General features: G+C 72.2%; 14 protein-coding genes. 7 read left to right on the top strand and 7 right to left on the bottom strand.

From position 1 onward, the window contains the following. The first annotated feature begins 9 nt into the window (after positions 1 to 9). From ACQEU1_RS38930 to ACQEU1_RS38905, 6 genes are all read left to right on the top strand, one after another. Positions 10 to 726 (top strand): TetR/AcrR family transcriptional regulator, encoded by a 717-nt coding sequence (locus ACQEU1_RS38930; protein WP_433213715.1) that lies wholly within the window; start codon positions 10 to 12, stop codon positions 724 to 726. A gap of 56 nt (positions 727 to 782) precedes the next feature. Next, positions 783 to 1,454 (top strand): response regulator, encoded by a 672-nt coding sequence (locus ACQEU1_RS38925; RefSeq protein WP_433213712.1) that lies wholly within the window; start codon positions 783 to 785, stop codon positions 1,452 to 1,454. Beyond that, positions 1,451 to 2,851, top strand: a complete 1,401-nt coding sequence (locus tag ACQEU1_RS38920) for a sensor histidine kinase (RefSeq protein ID WP_433213709.1) — start codon at positions 1,451 to 1,453, stop codon at positions 2,849 to 2,851. The genes ACQEU1_RS38925 and ACQEU1_RS38920 overlap by 4 nt, the downstream gene beginning before the upstream one ends. Positions 2,852 to 3,050: 199 nt before the next feature. Further along, complete coding sequence (locus ACQEU1_RS38915; RefSeq protein WP_433213706.1) at positions 3,051 to 7,631, top strand: PPE domain-containing protein; 4,581 nt, start codon at positions 3,051 to 3,053, stop codon at positions 7,629 to 7,631. Continuing rightward, the gene (locus ACQEU1_RS38910) at positions 7,600 to 8,058 is read left to right on the top strand and encodes a hypothetical protein (RefSeq protein WP_433213703.1); all 459 of its coding nucleotides are present in this window, start codon (positions 7,600 to 7,602) and stop codon (positions 8,056 to 8,058) included. Before ACQEU1_RS38915 ends, ACQEU1_RS38910 begins: the two co-directional genes overlap by 32 nt. 41 nt (positions 8,059 to 8,099) lie before the next feature. Beyond that, positions 8,100 to 8,537 carry a hypothetical protein gene (locus tag ACQEU1_RS38905; protein ID WP_433213700.1) on the top strand — a complete coding sequence of 146 codons (438 nt, stop codon included), beginning with the start codon at positions 8,100 to 8,102 and terminating at the stop codon, positions 8,535 to 8,537. 62 nt (positions 8,538 to 8,599) lie between these two features. Here ACQEU1_RS38905 and ACQEU1_RS38900 read toward each other — a convergent pair whose 3' ends face one another. Both ACQEU1_RS38900 and ACQEU1_RS38895 read right to left on the bottom strand, forming a co-directional pair. Beyond that, entirely contained in the window at positions 8,600 to 9,973 is a 1,374-nt protein-coding gene (locus ACQEU1_RS38900) for a DUF4407 domain-containing protein (RefSeq protein WP_433213697.1), read from the bottom strand. Then, positions 9,970 to 10,533: a hypothetical protein gene (locus ACQEU1_RS38895; RefSeq protein ID WP_433213694.1), complete on the bottom strand. Its 564-nt coding sequence runs from the start codon at positions 10,531 to 10,533 to the stop codon at positions 9,970 to 9,972. Before ACQEU1_RS38895 ends, ACQEU1_RS38900 begins: the two co-directional genes overlap by 4 nt. 160 nt (positions 10,534 to 10,693) lie before the next feature. On the opposite strand from ACQEU1_RS38895, the gene ACQEU1_RS38890 reads away from it, so the two are divergent. Beyond that, positions 10,694 to 15,094 (top strand): tetratricopeptide repeat protein, encoded by a 4,401-nt coding sequence (locus ACQEU1_RS38890; protein WP_433213691.1) that lies wholly within the window; start codon positions 10,694 to 10,696, stop codon positions 15,092 to 15,094. Positions 15,095 to 15,098: 4 nt separating this feature from the next. Here the strand turns inward: ACQEU1_RS38890 and ACQEU1_RS38885 are convergent, their stop codons facing one another. From ACQEU1_RS38885 to ACQEU1_RS38865, 5 genes are read right to left on the bottom strand one after another with little or no spacing between them, the layout of a single operon-like run. Next, positions 15,099 to 16,541: a vWA domain-containing protein gene (locus ACQEU1_RS38885; protein WP_433213688.1), complete on the bottom strand. Its 1,443-nt coding sequence runs from the start codon at positions 16,539 to 16,541 to the stop codon at positions 15,099 to 15,101. Then, the gene (locus ACQEU1_RS38880) at positions 16,535 to 17,464 is read right to left on the bottom strand and encodes a hypothetical protein (protein ID WP_433213685.1); all 930 of its coding nucleotides are present in this window, start codon (positions 17,462 to 17,464) and stop codon (positions 16,535 to 16,537) included. Before ACQEU1_RS38880 ends, ACQEU1_RS38885 begins: the two co-directional genes overlap by 7 nt. Before the next feature lie 13 nt (positions 17,465 to 17,477). Further along, a complete protein-coding gene (locus ACQEU1_RS38875; RefSeq protein ID WP_433213682.1) occupies positions 17,478 to 18,662 on the bottom strand; it encodes a hypothetical protein in 1,185 nt (394 codons plus the stop codon). Beyond that, complete coding sequence (locus ACQEU1_RS38870; RefSeq protein WP_433213679.1) at positions 18,659 to 21,166, bottom strand: hypothetical protein; 2,508 nt, start codon at positions 21,164 to 21,166, stop codon at positions 18,659 to 18,661. Before ACQEU1_RS38870 ends, ACQEU1_RS38875 begins: the two co-directional genes overlap by 4 nt. Beyond that, positions 21,130 to 22,191: a hypothetical protein gene (locus tag ACQEU1_RS38865; RefSeq protein WP_433213676.1), complete on the bottom strand. Its 1,062-nt coding sequence runs from the start codon at positions 22,189 to 22,191 to the stop codon at positions 21,130 to 21,132. Before ACQEU1_RS38865 ends, ACQEU1_RS38870 begins: the two co-directional genes overlap by 37 nt. Between the last annotated feature and the right edge of the window lie 3 nt (positions 22,192 to 22,194).

Here is a 22,194-nt window from a genome sequence, read left to right as displayed (position 1 = left end):
AGGCAAGCGGTGAACCGTCGATACGCGTCGTTGCGCCGCGAGGCCCAGGCCCGGGAGACGCGGGCCGACATCGCCAGGGCCGCCCGCACGCTGTTCGTGACGCGTGGCTGGACCGCCACGACCGTGCGCGCGGTGGCGGACGAGGCACAGGTGTCGGTACCCACCGTCTACGCGGCCTACGGCGACAAGGCGGGACTGGTGCGGGCCATCGCCGAGGCGGCCGACCTGGACGCCGACGCCCTCACGATGGTGGCCGAGCTGACGGACGCGGAACCGCCAGAACAGCTCGCGGCCATGGCGGCCTACGACCGGCGGCTCTTCGAACGGGCCGGTGACGTGATCGCGCTGGTGCGGGAGGCCGCACGAACCGAGCCCGAGCTCGCAAGCGCTTACCTCGACGGGCGCAGGCGTGGGGACGCGACGCGCGAGAGGGTGTTCTCGTCGTGGCCCGCAGGCACGTTCCGCGAAGGCCTGACCGCTGCGGAGGCGGTCGACATCTACGCGGCGCTGTGCAACGTCGACGTCTACACGACGCTCACCGTCGAACGCGGGTGGGAACCCGAGCGGGTCGAGCGGTGGTGGGGCGAGGCGCTGGCCCGCGAGCTCCTGAACGTTCAGAAGGTGGCAGCTCCGTCCCCCCGAACGGCGCCGCCACCTTCTCCCCCTGCTGTGGATCCCCTCATCCACGACGCGGAGCCTGCCAGCCGGAACCTGAAGCCACGCTGAACGAACCTGAACCCGATTTCAGGACGCGATCATGATCGATGCGGCACGCTGCTCCCATGCGCGTGCTCGTGGTGGAGGACGACCCCCGTCTCGCCGACCTGCTGACCCGCGGTCTGACGGCCGAGGGGTTCGCGGTCGACGTGGAGCGGAACGGGACCGACGGGTTGTGGCGGGCCCGCGAGCACCCGTACGACGTCATCGTCCTCGACATCATGCTGCCCGGCCTGAACGGCTACAAGGTGTGCGCCGAGCTGCGCGACGCCGGGGTGTGGACGCCGATCCTCATGCTCACGGCCAAGGACGGCGAGTTCGACGAGGCCGAGGGCCTGGACACGGGCGCCGACGACTACCTGACCAAGCCGTTCTCCTACGTGGTGCTGGTGGCGCGGCTCAGAGCGTTGGCGCGCAGGAGCAGGACCGCTCAGCCCGTCCTGCTCCGCGCCGGGGACCTGGTGCTCGACCCCGTGAGCCGTGAGTGCCATCGGGGGACGGCGCGGATCGAGCTGAAGGCCAAGGAGTTCTCGGTGCTGAACTTCCTGCTGCGGCACGCGAACGAGGTCGTGACCAAGTCGGAGATCATCGACGGGGTGTGGGACTCGGCGCAGGATCCCGATCCGAACCTCGTCGAGGTCTACATCAGCGCGCTGCGCCGCAAGATCGACGCGCCGTTCGACCGGCGGACGATCACGACGGTGCGGGGTGTCGGGTACCGGCTGGTGGACCGGTGAAGTCCTTGCAGGTCAGGGTTTCGGTGCTGGCCGCGGTGGTCACGGCGCTGCTGCTCGGCGTGGCCGGGGTGCTGATGGTCGAGTCGCAACGCGAGCAGATCGTGGCGCAGACGGCGGACCGGTCGCGGGTGCACTACGCGTGTGCCGGGCAGAAGTGCGTTCAGCTGTACCAGCAGACGACGGTGCCCATGCCGTCGGCGAACGTGCGGTACGCGAGCACCGAGATCCGGCCCGACCTGTCGGTGTGGCCGCTCAGCGTCGACGCGTCGTACGAGGTGATCGGCGACGGGCCCGCGCTGAACGAGCAGACGGCGATGGCGGTCGCGTCCGCAGCGCAACGGCAGTTGAACAGCGTGTCGCTGATCGTGCTCGGCGTGCTGGCGACGGTCACCGGGCTGGTGTCGATGACGGTGCTGGCGGCGGTGAGCCGGGTGTTGCGGCCGGTGGCGGCCATGCGGGCGGAGGTGGCCGAGGTCAACGAGCACAACCTCACCCGGCGCGTGCCGGTGCCCTCGTCGGACAACGAGATCGCCCGGTTGGGGGCCGCGATCAACGGGACGCTCGACCGGATGCACCGCACGGTCGAGGACACCCGCCGGTTCGTCGGGGACGCCTCGCACGAGCTGCGCGGTCCGCTGGCCGCGTTGCGGGCCGAGCTGGAGATCGCGCTGTCGCACCCGGAGCTGGCGGACTGGCCGACGGTCGTCAAGTCGGCGCTGGAGGACGCCGAACGGTTGCAGGAGCTGACGACCGACCTGTTGCTGCTGGCCAGGCTGGACGCCGACGCGCTCGACAAGGTGGACACCGTCGACCTCACCGCCATCGCGAGGAGAGAGGTGTCCCGCCGGGCGATGGTGACGCTGGACGCGGACGAGCAGGTGATCGTGCCCGGCCGCAGGGCGCAGCTGTCGCGGTTGCTGGGCAACCTGCTGGACAACGCCGAACGGCACGCCGGCACCGAGGTGGTCGTGCGGCTCAAGGGCGGGGTCTCGGCGACGCTGGAGGTCATCGACGACGGCCCCGGCATCCCGGAGGCGGACCGGGAGCGGGTGTTCGACCGGTTCACGAGGCTCGACGAGGCACGGACGCGCGCCGCGGGCGGTGCGGGGCTCGGGCTCGCGATCGCCCGGCGCATCGCCACCAGGCACCAGGGCACGCTCACGGCCACCGACGCCGAGGGCTTTCGGGGAATCCGGTTCGTGGCAACGATTCCCACCGGCATCCCGGAGCCGATGAAGACCTCGGCGGCGCCGCAGAGGGTCGGCGACGAGGTCTGGCAGTTCCTCAACGGCTCGATCGTCTCCACCCACGGGCACATCCCCGAACCACGCCCGGCCCCGAAGGCCGAGCTGGACCTGGACCGCATCTTCGGCGAGCACCAGCCGGTCACGCGGTGATCACCGGCGGCAGCCGTCCCGACCCGCCCACAGGTCCCCCAGGTGGCGGCTCGGGTGCGCCCGTACGGACTATTTGCCGCAGGAGTGGAACCGGTGCGCCGAACGCTGCGTCATCCTGTGGAACCAGTACGTTCCGGGGGAAGGTCGCCACCGTGCCTGAACGCGAGTCGGACATCGTCGAGACCGTCGGAGGCCTGCGATGACGAACCCGAATCCACTGGTGGTCCAGCCCGACGCCGCGCCGACGGGGTTCATGAACGCGGGCACCGGCGACAACGGCTGGATGACCGGCATCTCGATCGCCGAGTCCGCGATGGACACGTTCAACGGCATCAAGGACGGCAACTGGGTCGAGGCAGGCCTGGGCATGGTCGGCCTGGTGGCGGACGCCGCGTCGATGGCGATCGACCCGTTCGGCACGCTGCTGTCCTCCGCCGCGTCGTTCCTGATGGAACACATGCAGCCGTTGAAGGAAGCGCTGGACTGGCTGGCCGGCAACCCGCCGGTGATCGAGTCGTACTCGGCGACCTGGAACAAGGTCTCCGCCGAGATGGGGAAGATCGCGCAGGACTACCAGTCGGCGGTGCAGCAGGGCACCTCCCAGTGGACCGGTCCCGCCGCCGACTCCTACCGCGCCGCCGCGGCCGCGCAGGGCGACGCGCTGGCCGGTGCCGCCTCGACCGCCGGATCGGTCGGCACGGTCGTCGGCATCATGGGCATGGTCGTCGCGTTCGTGCGCGAGATGGTGCGCGACCTGATCGCGGACCTGGTCGGCAAGCTGATCACGTGGGTGCTGGAGGCCGTGTTCACGCTCGGCTTCGGCACGCCGGTGATCGTGGCGCAGGCCGTGACCGCGATCTCCAAGTGGGCGACCCGCATCGGTGAGCTGATCGAGAAGCTCATCAAGACCATCAAGAAGGTCTCCCCGATGCTGGGGAAGATCGTCGAGGTCTTCACGAAGATCATGAAGGTCGTGGGCAAGCTGGTCGGCAAGGTGACCGGCCTGGACGTCATCTCGACCAAGTCCATCAAGCCGGGCGGCCTGTTCCACTCGACCAACGCCCCGGACCTGCCCAACGCGGGCGGCACGCACACGAGCGGCGCGCCGACCTCCACCTCGCCGGACGCGTCGCCGTCCTCGCCGTCCTCGCCGGGGTCGCCTTCCTCGCCGGGTTCGCCCTCTTCGCCAGGGTCGCCGGGGTCGCCGTCGTCGCCTGCCTCGCCTTCTTCACCTTCGTCGTCGCCGTCGTCGCCGGGGGCCGGGTCGCCGGACGCGCCTTCTTCACCGAGTTCCTCCTCGGCACCTTCTGCGCCGTCGTCACCCTCCTCACCGTCTTCTTCGCCTTCGTCCTCACCTTCTTCGTCGCCGAGTTCGCCGTCCGCCCCGGACGGCCCCAGCCGGGCACCGTCCTCTCCGGACGCACCGAGCCCGTCGACGGCCTCGGCCCCGACCGCACCGTCGAGCGCGGCCCCGACCGCACCGAGCGCGCACGGCCCGTCGTCCCCGCCCGACGCCCCGGCCGCTCCCCCGCGCAACACCGGCCAAACCACCCAGGCAGGCGTGGCGGCCCCAGAAGCGCCGACCCACGCACCGGCAACCCCCAGGGACACCACCCCGTCCGGCGCCCAGACCACCCCGCAGCAGACCCCGATGGGCGGCGCCCCGGCAGGAGGAGCCCCAGGAGGCACCCCGGCCGGCACCAGCCCGTCGGCAGGCGGACAACGCCCAGGCGCAGGAGGCGGCTGGACGGGCACGCCGGGTTCGCGCGGCGACATGGGCTCCGGCATGCCTTCGCAGCGCACCCCGGACACCACCCCGTCCGCAGCCCGCCCCTCCCAACCGGGCTTCACCCCGCCCAACACCCCGCACGGCGGCCCAAGCGCCCCGTCCGCGCCCCACGGCGGCCCGAACGCACCGTCCACGCCGAACGCACCCCACGGCGGCCCCAACGCACCGTCCACGCCGAACGCACCCCACGGCGGCCCCAACGCGCCTAGCGCGCCGCACGGCGGACCGGGCGCACCCAACTCGCCGTCCGTGCCCAACGCACCACACGGCGGTCCAGGCGCACCCAACTCGCCGTCCGCCCCGCACGGCGGCCCCGGCGCACCTCACGCCCCAAACTCGCCCTCGGCCCCCAACGCACCACACGGCGGTCCGGGCGCACCTTCCGCGCCGCACGGCGGTCCCAACGCGCCTCACAGCGGACCGGGCACGCCCAACTCGCCGTCCGCCCCCAACGCACCACACGGCGGCCCCGGCGCACCCAACTCGCCGTCCGCCCCGCACGGCGGCCCCGGCGCACCCAACTCCCCTGACGCGCCCCACGGCGGCCCCGGGACCACCTCCCCGGCGGGCCGGCCCGACGCGCCGACCCGTCCGCAGGGCACCACCTCCCCGACCCACGCGGACGCCCCCGCCGCACCGCACGCCGGCCCGAACGCGCCGAACTCCCCCAACGCTCCCCACGTCCCGCAGCAGCCCGGCTTCACGCCGAACGGCCCCGGCGCGCCCCACGGCGGTCCCGGCTCGCCCAGCGGACCCGGCTCGCACACCCCCAGCGGCTCCGGCTCGCGACCCGACGGTCCCCGCCCCGACGGCCCCGGCTCACGCCCAGACGCCTCGCGTCCCCGCACCGACGCGCCCGGAGGCCACCCCGGCGGTCCCAGCAGGCCCGACGCGCCGCAGTACCGTCCGGACGGAGCACGTCCCCGCGGCGCCGACGGCCCCATGACGCACCCCGGCCCGCGCACCGACGCCCCTAGCAACCACCCCGGCCCGCGCACCGACGCCCCTAGCAACCACCCCGGCGCGCGCACCGACATGCCTGGCCAGCCGCACCCCGGCTCCCGCACGGACACCCCCGGCCAGCACCCCGGCTCGCGCCCGGACGTACCCGGCCCGCGCACCGAGGCCCCCGGCTCCCGCCCCGACGCCCCCGGCTCCCGGCCGGACGGGCCGAACCAGCCGCACGGTCAGGGCCCCGGCCACGGCCCCGACGGCCCCCACCGCGACGGCGACGGGCCCGGCCACCACGACTCCGACAGCCCCAACGACGCGCCCACCAGCACGCATCCCGAAGAGCGGCCCTCGCCGGAGCTGGCGCACGAGCGGCACGCCGAGCAGACGCCCGCCGGTGTGTCGCACCACGGCGGCGACACCGACATGGGAGACCTGCCGCACCGCGTGCCGGAGGACCCGCGCTTCTTCACCGCCGACGTGCACGTCACGCCGGACGGCCACGCGCGCATCGGCGGTCACGACTACACGCCCGCCGAGTACGCGGACATGTTGCGGCGCAGCGGTTACGACGGCAGCAGGCCCGTGCGGCTCATCGGGTGCGACGCGGCCAGCAACGACTTCGCGCAGCAGCTGTCCCGGCACCTCGACGCTCCCGTCGTGGCGCCGACGAAGCCCGCGTGGACCGACAGCAGCGGCCGCGTGTTCACCAGTGACCCCGAGATCGGCCCGGACGGCACGCGCAGCCCGAAGATCCCGCCGAACGGCGAGTGGGAGACGCACCACCCGGACGGCAGCACGACCAGGGCCAGCGACGACGGGTACGCGCCCGGCAGCGACCGCGACACCGACGGCGCGGACGCCAGGGACCGCGGCGACGACGACGCGCCCGACACCAACAACAACGACCCCGAGAACCAGCAGCACGACCCGACCGACGACCCCGAGTACACGCCGCCGCCGCAGGACCGGGTCATCGCGCCGGACGACCCGGCGTTCAGCGAGCGGTTCGTCGACTTCGACCGGCCCACGCACCAGCCGATCGACCCCAACAACCCCGACGCCCCGCCGCGTCCGCTCAACCGGCACGAGGAGATCGAGGCGCCGCACCGCGACCGCGAGACGGTGCCGGACGGCAACACCGAGCCGGACAGGCTCCGGCCGGTCGAGAACCCCGACCCGGTGCCGGTGCCGCTGCGCGACCACCAGCCGCTCGAGCCGTGGACGGAGTACCCGGTCCGCAACGAGAACGGCACGCGCACGACGTTCATCACCGACGGCGACGGCAACGTCAAGTGGGTCGAGGCGACGCCGGGCCGGCAGGACATGAACATCGACGGCAAGGGCAAGTGGTCCGGCTTCAACCCCGACCTCAGCCACCCGTTGCTGCCGGACGCCAAGTACCAGGTGCCGAACTACCACAACAACGAGAAGCTGCTGAGCTTCGAGACCGACCAGCACGGGCAGACGCACTCGATGACGGGTGACGTCGAGGCGGGCGGCCAGAACAAGAACTACCGCGACGACGACGCGGGCAAGGGTGCCCAGCAGCGCGCCTACCAGGAAGGCGAGGCCGCGTACCCGAGCAACCCGCCGGACCGCGAGCTCACGCCGCAGGAGATCGAGGACTCGCGCGTCAAGTGGGCAGGCGGTCACCTGCTGGCCAACGAGCTCGGCGGGTTCGGCGAGTACCTCAACATGCACGGGCAGATGGCGGCGTCCAACTCCGGCAACGCCCGCGACGGCTGGTTCCACGACCCGTCGTGGCGCGCCAAGGAGAAGGAGCTCGTCGACTTCTCCAGTCAGCCGCACCAGGACGTCCAGAACTACCAGGTGCGGGCGACGCGCGAGGCGGACGGCGTGCCGTCCGAGGTGACCATGCGCTGGCAGGAGGTCACGTACGCGCGGAACGCGGACGGTAGCGTTCAGCTCGGCCCTGACAACAAGCCGGTGGTGGAGAACGTGGTCACCAAGGAACGCGTCTTCCCGAACCGGCCGGAGGTGAACTATGGACCCCAGAACCGCTACAAGGGTCGCTGAGCTCTGCCGGCTGCTGGAGGCGGGCGCCCCGGTCGGCTGGCACCGCGTCACCCTGGACGTCTGGGCGAACGTCATGGCGTACGAGCTCTCGTCGTCCGCGAAGGACGGCGAGGGCCGGTTCGCGGGCGAGGTGCGGCTGGCGGAGATCACCGACCAGCTGCAGGAGCTGCGCGAGGAGATGTACGAGGAGGGCCGCGGCACGTGGCTCTCCGCCCGGTTCACGCTGCACCGCGAGGCCGAGCCCGAGGTGACGTTCAACTACGACGAGAACCCGCACTGGTCGCCGGACCTGCACCCGATGATGTTCGTGCGCGACCTGGAAGCCTTCCCGCGCACGGACGAGCACGTGCCGGCCTGGCTGCGCGAGCTCGTCGAACGCGCGCTGGAACTTCAGCGCGCACACGAGGCGAGCCTGGCCGATCAGTAGGCTGACCGGGCCCGACCGCGATCTAGGAGGAAGCGACAACCATGGCGAACTGGCCGGCGCTCAGCCCCGTCGAGCAGCAGGAGAAGCTGGCGGAGATCACGCAGGAGATCCTGCCGACCCTGCCGCAGGGGTGGTCGCGCCTGGTGCTGCGCGCCAAGATGATCGGCCCGCACAGCGAGGCCGACACGGGCGTGAAGATGACGGACGGCACCGTGCGCGGCTGGTCGTTCCCGCCCGAGGTGTGGCGCAAGTTCCAGCAGCTGCGCAAGGGCATGTACTCCGAGGGCCTCGGCTCCTGGATCGAGTTCGAGTACGTCCTGGACCCGCCCGGCAAGTTCGCGATCCGCTACAACCGCGACGAGGCCCCGAAGTTCGACGCGGCCCCGTCCGCGGAGAACTTCGCGACCGAGCAGAAGTGGTTCCCGCGCGCCGACGAGCAGATGCCAGAGTGGTTCCGCCGCGGCCTCACCCCCGCCTAGTTCACAACGCGAGCAGACCGGCTACCTCCGCAGTGCGCAGGTAGCCGGTCTTCTCTTGCGCATCACCCTTCCTGCGGCCGGAACGGCCGGGTCAGCGGCATCGTGCGGTCCGCGGCCGGCGGTGCCGGCGCCGGTCTGCCGGCGGGCGGGAACCAGTCGGTCAGCTCGCGGTCGCTCTGCCGGCGCGCCTCCTCCGCCCACCTCCGGATCGCCTGCTGGGCGATGAGCGACTGCTGGTCGACGAGCAGGCGGTTGGCTTCGAGGCCCGCCTCGTACTGGCGTTGGGCCTGGTCCTCCTCGACGCTCGCCTGCAGTTCGAGGTAGTGGTCGGCGACGTTGCGTTCGCGGGCGGCGTTGCGGGCCGCCGTGTTCTTGGCTTCGCCTTCCATGCGTTCGATCAGCTGGTCGTAGGTGGTGGGCGGGCCGCCGAGCTGGAGGAGCTTGGCGAGGACCGGGAGGACCTCCAGGGAGAGGAAGAGCAGGAACAGCACGAACTGGGCGATGCCAAGGCGGGGGCGCTTGTCCGCCAACGAGTTCAGGGCCTCGATGCGGGACAGGAGGCCGTCGTCCTCGCTCAGGCTCGCGGCGAACGACGCGCGGTCGGCTTCGCGGGCCGCTCGTCGTTGGTCCACGTCGGTGCGGAGGCGTTCGGCCTCGCCGCGGGCGGAGGCGGAGGCGGCGGAGGCACCTTCGCGGGCCTTGGCCTCTGCCTGGTCCAGTTTGGACTTGGCACGGTCGTAGTCGGCCTTGGCGACGTCCCTGGTGCGCTGCCGTTCCAGCGCCGCCTCGGCGATGCCTGGCTGGCCGGTGCCGCAGCTGCCGTCCACCTCGCAGGTGGCTTTGAACTGGGCCTCGTCGTAGGCCTTGCGGGCTCTGGTCACCTCGGCTTCGGCCGCGACGACGCCGGGGTCCGCGGCCACGGTGGCGTCGCTGCTGCGGTCGGCCACGGTCTGCGCCTCGGCGAGCTTCTTCTCCAGGTCGGGGATCTCCTGGTAGCGCGGGTTGGCCGCCAGTTCGGTGGCATACCTGGAGTTCCGCTCGTTCTGCAACGCCTCCAGCTCGGTGCCGATCTCCGGCTGGAAGATGCGCAGGACCAGCGGGGTCGAGATCACGGTGCCCAGCAGCACCGCCAGCGCCACGCGGGGCAGGGCGCCGAGGATGTTGCGCCACCAGCCAGCGCGGCGGGTCATGCCGATGATCAGCAGGCGGTCCAGGTTCAGGATCACGACGCCCCACAGGACACCGGCGATCACGGCCGCCCACCACGGCAGGCGCACGGCCATCCGCAGCGCGAAGGCGGCCGAGACGGCGGCCACCGCGGCGGTGGTGAGGAGCACGCCACCGGTGGCCGTGTAGCGCAGCCGGTCGGTCGGGGTCTGTTCGAGAACGTCGTACCTGCCGCCCGCGAGGGTCACGAGCCACTTGCGCAAGATCACTGAGAAGCTCCTCGGAAAGACTTGGTTCCCCAGTCCCGCAAGGCGATCCACCACGGCACGCGGCGCAGCCACCTGGTGTGGCCCGCCCACTGCGCACGGCGGGCGGCACGGCTGGGCGCCACCGACGTCAGGCCGGTCGGCGGGGTCGCCCAGGCGGGACGGGGCGGAGCGGTGACGGGCTGGAGGGGCGCGAGGTCGAGCACGGTCCGTCCTCTTGCGACGGGCACCAGGCCGGTCGGGCGCACCAGCGGCAGATCGGTGCGGCCGAACAGGGGCACACGCGCGAAGTCGGGCATCGGCACCGGCACGAACTCGGCCGGCGAGAACACCACGACCTCGCGGACGAGGGTCGACGAACCGTCCCCTCGCGCGGTGACGGTGACCGCGCCGGAAGTCGTGACCACGAATCGGAACTCCCGGGTGCCGAGAGCGTCGAACTCGTACACCATTCCATCCGGCAAAGAAAACACGACGTGAGTCGCATTCTGCGTGTTCCATGTGGCCGTCACGGATTCACCGGCCAGCAACGCCACCCGGTCGAGGTGGAATTCGGTGAACACGGCAGACATCGTCACTCCGAACGCGCGAAACCCTTGGCGCGCCGACGGGTTGCAGTCGGCGCACCCACCTTGTCGAACCGGGACGGCCGATCGTTACGTCGCTAACGAACTCGTACTCGAACGCGATCGGTGCGGTAGCGGAGAATTGCGCGGAGGCCCGATGAGCAGCACCGAAAATGGGGATCGCGACCAGGACGAGCCGGTCGCGCTGCCCCGTTTCCAGAGCACTTTCCACGCCGTCGGCGGTTCTCCCCGGAAAGGTGAGGCCGCCGAGGAGCTGCGGCCCATCACCATCGCGCCGCGGCTCAGCCTGCTGCCCGGCAGGCTCTACGGCCGGGACTCGGTGAAGCCGGAGCTCGTCGACGCGCTGCGCAGGCCGGACGACCGGATCTGGGTGCTGCACGGCATTCCCGGCGGCGGCAAGAGCACGCTCGCGCTGTGGCTCGCCCGGCAGGCGGCCGACCAGGGCCGCAAGGTCTACTGGATCGGCCACAGCGACGTCGAGCGGTCCATGCACGCCGTCGCCCGCGACCTCGGCGTCGACCAGGGCAGGCTCGGCGACGCCAACGCGCGCACCGTGGTCTGGCAGGCGCTGGACGCGCAGGAACAACCGTGGCTGCTGGTCTTCGACAACGTCGACGACGTGCACCGCGAGGACCTCTTCGGCTCGTCCGGCCCGCGCCTCGACGGCACCGGCTGGATCCGCACGAGCCGGCGAGGCATGGTGGTCGTCACGAGCCGCCGCAGCGACCGCGCGCCGTGGGGCGAGAAGGCCGAGCTGCGCCGCGTCGAATGCCTGAGCGGCAACGACGGCGGCCAGGTCCTGACGGGACTGGCACCCCGGGCGGGCACCGAGGACGAGGCCCGGCAGCTGGCCGAACGACTCGGCGGTCTCCCCCTCGCGCTGAGGCTCGCCGGCAGCTACCTCGCCGACGACCCGCCGTTCAACCGCACCTTCGCGGCCTACCAACAGGCCCTGGAACGCGACCTCGACCTGCTCGACTCCGCCGAACCGTCGTCGCCTGCCCCGTTCGACGAGGAGTCCGCCCGCCGGTCGATCAGGCTGACCTGGGAGCTCTCCCTGGCGCTGCTGGAACAACGCGGCCTGCACGCCGCACGCCCGGTGCTGCAACTGCTGTCCTGCTTCGGCGCCCCGCACCCGATCCCGGTGGACCTGCTCCAGGCCGAGCACCTGCCGTTCCCCGAGATGACCCCGACCCTGCTCGACCGCGTGGTCAGGGCCCTCACGTCGTCGGCGTTGCTGGACCAGACCGAGGAACCCGACGACGACGCGGTCTGCCTGCGCCTGCACCCGTTGCTGTGGGAGGTGATCTCGGCTTCCCTGGACGCCGCAACGGGTTCCGGGATCTGGCCGGCGGCCGTGCGGCTGCTCGCGGAGGCCGACCTGCGCTCCGCCAGGATGCCCGCGATCTGCACGTCGCTCGTCACCCGCGTCCCGGAGTCCGACCTGGACGTGCTGGCGCAGGCCGTCGACGCCACCGACGAATGTGCCTCGTACCTGCTGCGGTCCGGCGCGATCAGGGCGTCGCACGACATGAGCAGGCTGGCGCTCGACCGGGCGGGCGCGCTCGAACCCCTGCACCCCGTCCGGCTGCAGGCCAGGCTCGCCGTGGGCCTCATCGGCCGCACCGAGGGGCACGTCACCGCGACCGAGGAGCTCGCCGCCCTCTACGGCGACGCGCGGCAGGCGTTCGACCAGGACGACCCGTTCATGGTGACGTTGCAACAGCAACTCGCCCACGCCGCGTGGAACAGCAACGAGTACGACCTCGCCGACGAGCTCTACGAGGACCTGCTGGCGGCGCACGACCGCGGCGTCTGCCCGCACCTGCGCCGCACGACGCGGTTCGGCTTCGCGCAGATGATGACCCGGCGCGGCGCGTTCGACGTCGCCGAGCAGGAGTTCCTCGCCGTCCTGGCGGAGGAGCGCGAGATCTGGCCGGACGACCCCGACCACCCGGACATCCTCCTCACCAGGGCGATGCTCGCGGACGCGTGGGCCGGCAAGGGCGACCTCGTCCGGGCCCGCGACGAGCTGCGGGCCGTGCTGCAGGCCCAGGAACGCGTGCACGGACCGGACAACCCGCTGACGCTCTCCGCCCGCGTCACGCTGATGGGCGTCCACTCGATGCTCAACGAGCAGGGCAACGCCGAGGCGCAGCTCAACCAGATGCTGCGGATCCACCACAACGCGCTCAACCCCGAGGACCCGCTGGCACTGCTCGGCATCGCCACGCTGATCAACATGCGGGCGCACAGCCAGACCGCCGACGCCGACCCGGAACGCGACGCGGAACGGCTCATCCACGTCGCCGTCACGATGGCGGGCACGCTCGGCGACGACCACCCGTACGTGCTGTCCACCCGCCTCGGCGCCGCCGTGCAACGCAGCCACTTCGACCCTTCCACCGCACGGGAAGAGGTCGAGTCCGTCCTCGAACGGCAGATGGACACGCACGGGCCGTTGCACATCGCAACGCTCACCACCCGGCTCGTCTTCACGCAGATGCTGGTCGCCTCCGAGGACGACAACGCCGAGGCCGAGGCGGAGCTGCGCGACCTGCTGGACGCGCAGATGCTCGCGTTCGGGCCGGACAACCCGCACACCTCGCTGGTGCGGTCGGCGCTCGCCAACATCGCGCTGGTCAACGGCGACCAGGACGGCGCTGAGGACCTCCTGCGGCAGACCCTGGAGTCACGCGAACGCGTGCACGGCGCCGACCACGACGAGACCAGGGAGACCCGCGCGGCACTGGCGAGACTGCTCGCCGAGGCCCACCGGTTCGAGGAGTCCGAACGGCACCTGCTGCTGCTCATCGAGTCACTGCGCAAGGACGACCCGCTGTCGAACGACACCCTCGGCGCGCGGCTGCTGCTCGCCCTCGTGCACTGGGCCGACGAACGGCGCACGACGGCGGAGACCGAGACGCGCGAACTCCTGGCGGTGCTGGACACGCTGGAAGAGGACCACCGCTACGACATCGCGATGGTGAACACGGTCCTCGCCGGCATCCTGCGCGAGCTGAACCGGCTGAGCGAGTCGGAAGTGCTGCTGCTGGGCGTGATCACCGCGTTGGAGGAGCTCGACGACCCGGACGACGACATCGTGCACGTGCGGCTCGCGCTGAGCGAGGTGCTGCACGACCTCGGCAAGCTCGGCCCCGCCGAACACCACCTCCAGCTGCTGCTGGCGAACGTCGACCCGCGCGGACACCCGGACGAGGTGGAACGGGCGCGCGTGCTGCTCGACACCGTCGTCGAACAACTTGCGAACCCGGTCGCCGTCGAGGCGGCGCCAGAGCCGGTCGTCACCGCAGCGGCACCCGAGCCGGAACCCGTTGCACCACAACAGGAAGACGAAGGCTGGCACGCGTTCCTCAGCGGGTCCGGCGAGGCGCCTGAGCAGGTCGCGCCGGCACCGCTCCCCGAGCCTGAACGGCCGGTCGCACCCCCACCGCCGCCACTGCCACGCCCTGATCCGCCGACCGTGACGGTGAGCCGGTTCGACACCGCGGTGGCGATGCTCGACGGAGGCCTCGTCGACGAGGCGGAGCGAACGTTGCGCCGACTGTCCACAACGGACTACCGGGTGCCGCTGACGCTGGCCAGGATCTGCCGGTCCACCGGCCGGATCGCCGAGGCCGAGCAGCTGCTGTCCACCGCGCCGGACCACGCCGAGATCGCGGGCGAACGCGCGGAGACGGCCAGGGAGCAGCGCATCACCCGCGCCGACGACCTGCGCCTGGCCGCCACGATGGCGGCCCTGTTGCAGCGCACCGACCTGTCCGGCCCGGTCCGCGTGGCGCTGCGGTGGCGGTACGCGCTGGTGCTGGCGGACCAGGGTTTCCTCGCCGCGGCCCACGGCCACCTCGCGGGTGTGGCCGCCGCGGCGCACCGGCTCGGGCAGCCCGCGCTGCCGTGCCTGGTGGACCTCGCGCTGACGCGCCCGCACGACGAGGGCACGGCCGCGCACCTCGACCGCACCCACCGCGCCGTCGTGGACCAGGTCGGCGACACCCACGCGCTGGCGTTGCGGGTGGCGCAGGAACGGGCCGCGCTGTGGTCGGACCAGGGTGACGCGGCCAGGGCCGTCGACGAGCTGAACTCCGTGCTGCGCGTCAGGATGCGGCTCTCGCACTCCCCCGACCGCGCCAAGGCCGTGCTGCGGCGGGTGCTCGCGACGGCGTTGCGGCGCGGCGGCGACCACGGCGCCGCCCGCCAGCACATCAGCCAGACGATCGGCGAGCTCAGCGCGGCACTCGGCCGCTACCACCCGGAAGTCCTGCGCTGCCAGGCGGAACTGGCCGTGCTGACGGACGACGACCTCGCGCCCGTGCTCGCCGCGCAGCTGCGCAGGCGGGGCGAGTGGCACACCGACGTCGCCGAGACCCGGCACCACCTCGGGGTGCGCGCGGCCAGTGCCGGCGACCACGGCACCGCCAGGACCGAGCTGGCGCTGGCGGTGCGGATCAGGACCCGCGGCCTCGGCGCGGGTCACCCGGCGACGCGGGCGAGCCAGACCGAGCTGGCTCGCCTCTGAGGCGTCAGATCCGTTCGTTGGGGTGGTGCCGGAACACCACGCCGTAGAGCTCCAGGTCGTCGCCGTCCGGCGGGCACAGCCGCGACTCGCCCTTCCTGCCGTCCGGCCGCCAGAAGGTGAGCTCCGGGGTGCCCCGCACCGGCGCGAGGGCGCCGCGGACCTGGAACTCGCCGCCGAGCCCGCTGTGGTTCTCCGGCCGCGGGAACTTCAGCTTGCGGCTGCCGTGCAACGGAATGCGGTGCGTCGTGTCGCCTCCGATCGCGACCAGCACCCCGCGCATGGCGGGATGGCGCCGCAGCCACAGCACGAGTCCCAGCAGCAGCAAGGTGATCAGCGCGATGAACACCGCCGCGATGTAGCCCCAGCGCACGCCGGTGGTCACCACGCCGTTCCACGTGCCCTCGGCGGTCACGGCCGGATTCGCCGGCCGCACACCCAGTTCGCGTTCGAGGACGGTCTGCCACGGCGTGCCGGCGTCGGCGGCGAACCGCAGCCCCGCCTGCGCCGGTGCGGTGGCCCTGCCGAGCCGTTTCCAGGCGGTCTCGGTGGAGCTCAACGTCAGCGCCAGCTCCCGCCGTTCGCCGGGAGCCAGTTCGACGCGGTCCGGCAACCCGCTCAACTCGCCCGGAGCACCGGTGAGCTCCGCGCGCAGGTTGCGCAGCTCGATCGGCATCTTCCTGGCCGTCGACTCCAGCACGAGCGTGACGTCGACGGTCTCGGACAGGTCCGCGCCGGCGGGCAGCGCCCAGCTCGCCTTGACGCCGACCTTCGCGTCGTCACCCAGCGCCCGCCGGGCGTCGCCCCGCCTGACCTGCTCCTGCAACCGGTCCAGGAAGCCGCCGACGCCCTGGGTGTAGGGCAGCACCAGGGTGTTCGGCACCACCGTCATCATCTGCCCGGTGCCCGACTCGCCGGACACCACCGGCACCACGTACCCGCTGGCCCGCGCCGCGAGAGCCTGGCCCCGTGCGGCGAGCGCGGTCCACGCGGCACCGCGCTCCTCGTGGTAGCGGCTGCTGCTGGGCGGTTGCGCGATGCCGTCCGTGATCAGCACGATCGCCCCGGACTGCTCGGCCTTCCCGCCTTCCAGCACGGTGATCGCGACCTCCAGCGCCGCGCCGATGTCCGTGGCGTCCCCCTCCGGCACGGCGGGCATCCTGTCGATCGCGGCCGCCGCGCTGGACGGCGACCCGGAGTGCACCACGCTCGGCACGACGTCGAACGTCACCAGCGTGACGTGGTCGCGCTCGTCCAGCTTGCCGACGAACGTGCGCAGGTTGTCGCGCACGTTGTCATAGCGCCGGTTCTGGGCCATCGAGCCGGACGTGTCCACGAGCAGCACGTAGTCCGTCGGAGTGTCGTGCACCCCCAACGCCCGGTAGACGTCCTCCGCGGTCGGGTCCACCGTGGTGAACAGGAGCGCGAGCACCGCCAGCAGCCTCACCACCGCAGCACCTCGCGGCTCTGCTCGACGAACCGGTCGTAGCGCACGAGCGCGTCACCGAGCGTGGTCTCGACGTGGTCCAAAGTGGTCCGCACGTCCGTCAGCAACGCCCGCACGTGGTCGAGCGCGGTGCCCTCGCCGACGACGCCGAGCTTGGCGCGCAACCCGTCGTCGCACTCCTGCTGCAGTGCGAGCGCGCGCACCTGGACGTCCCGCTGGTCCTTCAGCTTCACGTACTCCTCGGTCTTCTTGGCCAGCTCCGCCGCCCGGTGCTCGAACTCGCCGTGCAGCTCCGCCCACTTCTGCTCCTTGTCGCGCAACTCCTCCAGCTGCGCGCGGGTGCCGCGGTCGAGATCGGCGAGCAGCTCGTCGCGCAACACGACGACCTGCCCGGCGGTCGCCACGAGCGCCTGCTCCGCCTCGGCCGACTCGGACGTCATCGCCTGCAGCCTGCGCCGCAACACCTCGTGCTGCTCGCGCATCCGCGGCAACGCCTCGGACAGCCGCTGCAACCGGTTCAGCTCCTCGACCTGGGCGCCGATCCGCTCGTGCTCCTCACCGCACGCCCGCAGCTCCTCCTCGACGGCGAAGAGCGCCTCGTGCTCGCGCCGCACCGACGCGACCCGCTCGGCGAGCTCGGTCAGCGCCGACGCCTGCTGCGCCAGGTACCGCGTGACGGGCACACCGGCGACCCCGGCCTCCGCCACCGCCACCACGTGTTCCACCAGCGAGTCCACCTGGGACAGGGCGTCATCGAGCACGATCACCAGCTCGATCGCGGCGGGATCGGTGTGCTCTCGCGGCTGGGCGGACGCCACCGCGCGCGCCGACCACGCGAGTGCGTGGCGCAGCACCAGCAACGCCGTGCGCGGCCCGTCGTCACCTTCGGCCGCCGCGAGCAGTGCGGCTCGTGGGTCGTCGTTCACTGCCAGCCCCTCTTCAGGTCGTGCCGTCGATCGCGGGCCCTGCCTCGGCGCCCAACGGCAACACGATGTCGGCGCCCGCCCCTGCGGGACGCAGCAGCACGGCGCCCAGTCCGCCCCTGCGGCCGAGCGCCGTGACGTGGTAGGTGCCGCGCGGCACCCGCACGGGTTCGGTCTGCCCTGCCTCGCGCCACGGCCCCTGGCGGTCGATCCGCACCCGCACGGGCACGAGTCCACTGTGGTCGGACTCGACCTCGACGGTGACCGGTGCCCGTCCGCCGACCGGCACAGTCGTGGACTCCAGCAGGCCGCCGACGATCCGCCGCACGCCGATGCCCAGCTCGTGCGGGTACCCGTCGAGCGCGGTCGCCCGGCCGGCCGCGATCCGCCACGCGCCACGGGCCGCCTGGTCCGGCGCGAGCACGCGCACCGGAGCCGGCACCGCCTCCCGGACCGCGTCCTCGACGGGGCCGAGCACGTTGCCCCCGGTCAGCAGCACGTGCGCGACCGGGTCGCCGACCCGTTCCAGCACCCGCGCCACGACCGCGGCCGCGAGTGTCGCGAGTGGACGGAGCGCGGCCAGCACCACCTCCGCCGTCACGCCGGGCAGGTACACCGGCGTGCCGAGATAACGTTCGTGCGTGCGCGCCCGCTCCAGCACCGCCACAGCGCGTTCCGCTGCCACACAACGGTGTTCGTCGAACGCCGCGAGCCCGGCCTGGTCGATCCCGGCCGCGCGCCGCAACGACTCCCGCACCTCCGACGCGGCCGTCTCGCTGTCGAGCAGCCGCGAAGTCGTCGCCTCACAGGCATAAACCGCGGCCGTCACGGCACTCGCCCCGACGTCGCACACCAGCACGCACCCCGACGCCTCGCCGTGGGCCGCCACCACGCACTGCGACGCCGGCACGAGCCGCACCGAGCCGAACCCGGCCCGTTCCACGAGAAGCCGCGTCAGCGCGACACCCTGCGAGGTGTGCTCGACCACCTCGGTCCAGGTGCCGTCGGCGCCCGGCGTGGTCCAGCCGTCGGGCACCGCCACGACCGCCGTCACACCGTCTGGGCGCACCCCGCAGTCCCGCAGCACCACCTCGCGCAGCAACGCGGCCACGTCCGCGCCGGACGGCCCGTGCCACACCCGGTCACCGCACGCCACCTTCGTGCGCGCGGACCCGATGTCGATCCCGATCTCGGCGTTCACCGCGAACCCTCACCCCGGCCGAAGATCCGGCCGAACAGGCCCTTCGGCAGGACGTCCCTGATCCGCGACACCAGGTGCTCCAGGTAGACGGTCAGCTCCTCGCTGCGGGCGGGCACCTGGGTCGTCCGGTAGGCCTCGCGGAACACCTCCACCGTGAGATATCCCTGCTGCATCATGTATCCCGGCAGCTTCCCGATGGCGGCCTGCCGCGCGTCCTCGCCGAAGTCCCCGTGCATCAACGAGTGGACGAACTTGGCGCAGACCAGCGGCCCGGTGAAGTCGCCCATCCCGGCGAGCCTCGCGTTCAGCACGCTCAGGAACTCCACCCAGCCGTACGGCGCCGGGCACCACCGGTGGCTGAGCACCTCCACCACGTCGTTGACGCTCACCACCTTCCGGTGCACGAGCTTCGCCACGAGCACGGCGACGTACGCGGGCGCGGCGTTCCCCTTCACCCTGCGCAGCTGCGCCATGAGCACCAGGGTGTGCAGCTCGGGGTCCAGCTCGAAGAACGGCAGCCAGTCGGTCAGGCGCTCGTCGCCCAGCCGGTCCGGCACCCCGCGCACCTGCCGGCCGATCGAGTTGAGCAACGCGGCGGTCAGCACCTCGGAACCGCCCGCCTCGGTGGACAGCCGCCACAGCCCCGACATGGTGTCGAAGAAGCGGCCGTTCTCCGCGCCCCAGTCCTGCCCCAGTGCGGCCGCGATCGCGTCCCCGAGCGCTCTGCGCTGCCGGTCGTCGAGCACGGCGTCCCGAGCGGCCTCGGCCAGGCCGTCCCAGTACGCCCTGCCCGCCCGGCCGAAGTCCCTGCCCGGCGGCTTGCCCCGGCGGCACAGCTCGAAGTCCGCCCGTCCCCGCTCCCCCGGTTCCATCGGTTCGAGCCCGTCCCGCAACAGGTCGACCCACGACTTCACCAGGTCGACGCTGCGCCGGACCAGGTCGAAGAACCACGACACCACCCGCGCCCGCCAGGTGGGTTCGGCGTTGCGGTGCGCGTGGTAGACCACGTCGGCGATGGCGTCGGGATCGACCGAGTGCAGCTCGTTGAACTGCTGCTCGCTCGCCTGCTCTGCCCGCAGGAACGGCCTGGCGAGACGGTCCCAGCTGCTGTTCGGGTGCTCTTCGAGCCGCTCCAGCAGCCTCGGGCTCACCGGGGTGCCGCTGGGCAGCGCCACCCGCAGGACCGCGACCGCGAGCTGCTCGGACTGCGCGACCACCGGTGCGAGCACGTCGCTCCAGCCGTCGTCCTCCGCCAGCCGCGTCACCACCCCGCACAACGTGGTGGACCCGCGTTCGCTCGCGCACGACCGCACCGCGCCCGCGAAGCTGTGCCTCGCGCCGACCTCGGCGGCGATCTCGGCGGCCACCAGCAGGTCGGCCACCGACCAGGTGCGCCGCGACACCCGTTGCCGGACCAGGTCCTCCAGCCCCTTGTCGAGCGACCGCCGCCAGTTCTCGGCCAGGATCACGCGGTCGAGGTTCAGGTCCTGCGCCGCAGCCACCTCCAGGTAGCTCGCCAGCACCGTCTCGCGGTGGCCTTCGTCCATCGCGCGAAACCTGGCCGCCCCGAGTTTGCGCACGTTCCCCGGCTGGAGGTTGCCGTTGAACGCGGCGGTGAGGAGCACGTGTTCCTGGTCCAAGTCCTGCAACGCGATGAGCACCTGTTCCGCGTCAGGCGTGCGGACGTCTCCCAGCTTCGCCAGGTGCGCACGCACCTTGTCCGCGCCGTGCCGCCCGGCCAGGATCTCGAGCTGCTCGCCGTACGCGTTGTCCACCACGGGAGCGGTGCCCCGGAGGTTGACCGCCAGCGCGTTCTCCGGCACCTGGGCGGTGAACGCGAGCCGCAACGGGAACCGCGACGCGGCGTCCGTCCACCCGCCCGCCGAGGTCCAGGCCTTCGCTCCCGCGGGCAGGAACGCCATCACGTCGTCCAGCAACGCGATCCGCTCCTCGAGCGCCACCGGCCCGTTGATCAGCCCCACCCGCTGCTCCAGCAGACCCGCCGCCGCGGCCATGGCGTGCCCGTCGGAAAGTCTCGGCTCCCGTCTCTCCGGTCTCAGGTCCAGCCGCACCGGGCCGTCCGGCAGGTCCTCCGTCAGCGGGGTGCCCAGCGCGGCCCGGTAGAGATCCACATAGGACAGTCCGGACGCGATCAGGTCGTCTGCCCGCACGCAGTAGAACCGTGAGATCAGGATCGGCCGGTTGATCGCGTCCAGGTCGTCCGACCACTCGCTGATCGTCAGGCAGACGTACCTGCCGCTCTCGACGTTCACGGTCGAGAACCACGCCCGCGGCATCGCGCCGGGACCGGTCTCCTGCACCGTGGGCTGGCTCGCCGGCTCCCGGTCGATCACGATCTGCCGGAGGCTGCTGTGCGTGAACGGCTCGCGGCTCGCGGCGAGCACCGCGTAGTCCTCGTAGCTGCCGGGACGCTTGCCGACCAGCGCCCACCCGGCCCGCACGCCGCTCACGGCCGCGCCGGCAGGATGCTCTGGTAGAGCCACAGCAACGGTTCCAGCACGTTGATCGGGTAGACCCTGCCCTTGATCCGGAACCCGTCCTTGCCGGCGCTGACCCGCTCGACGTTCAGCGAGTCCTGGGCCCGGAACCTGTTGCCGGCCACGTAGAACCCGATGGACGAGGTGATGAAGTAGTTGAGGGTGCTGAAGTACTGCCGCAGGCCCTTCTCCACCAGGTCGGTGTTGCTCAGCGGGTCGGCGCACAGCATCGCGAAGAACTCGGCCGCGCTGTCGTTGGGCACGCGCGGCAGGTACGGCGGTTCGCCGTCCATCAGGGTGTAGCCCTTGAGCTGAGCCTGCCGGTAGATGTTCGGCTGGTCGAACTTCGTCACGCAGACGGCCACGTGGTGCGGCAGCCGTGCGCCGTTGAAGTGGACCTGGCTCATCACCCGCTCGGTGAGCTTGTCCAGCACCGGGTGGAAGAAGCGGAACGCGTCGTGCTCCGTGGAGTCGCGCTCCGGGTCGAAGAGGTAGACGATGCCGTGGCACATCTGCAGGTGGTCCAGCAGCTGGTTCTCCTGCTCCACCGAGGACATGGGCTCCGCGAGCCTGGTCTGCGTCCCCGCGAGGTCCTCACCGCCGAAGTCGAGGTCCTGCTCCCGCTCCTGCGGCCGGTCGGGGGCCGGGCGGTCGCTGTCGTAGCGGCGGCCGGGCACGTCGAGCACGTCGAGCTCGAACGAGATGGGCTCCATCTCCACGACCTTGCGGCCGAACCGGTTGCGGCGCGTCACCTCCCGCTCGCCGGTGAAGCGGAACAGCATGCTCTTGTCGGTGGTCGTCGCGGTCGGGAAGCTGCGCTGGTGGGTCAGCTGGTCGGTCGAGTCCTGGAGGAACCTCGTCGACTCGTCGTCCAGGCCGCTCATGATCCAGTTGCCGACTCCCTCGGCGCGGCGCATCGTCGCGAGCTTCAACGCGGCCAGGTAGGTGGTCTTGCCACTGCCCGGCGGCCCCCACAAGCCGAGCCGCAGCTGCGTCGGCGGCGCGGGTCGGTTGTTCTGCGGCGTGGTCATGGG

It is taken from the genome of Lentzea sp. CA-135723, assembly GCF_050936595.1.
GTDB lineage: Bacteria > Actinomycetota > Actinomycetes > Mycobacteriales > Pseudonocardiaceae > Lentzea.
Note: the sequence above shows the minus strand (reverse complement) of the source record. Positions and strands in the feature narration are given on the sequence as shown.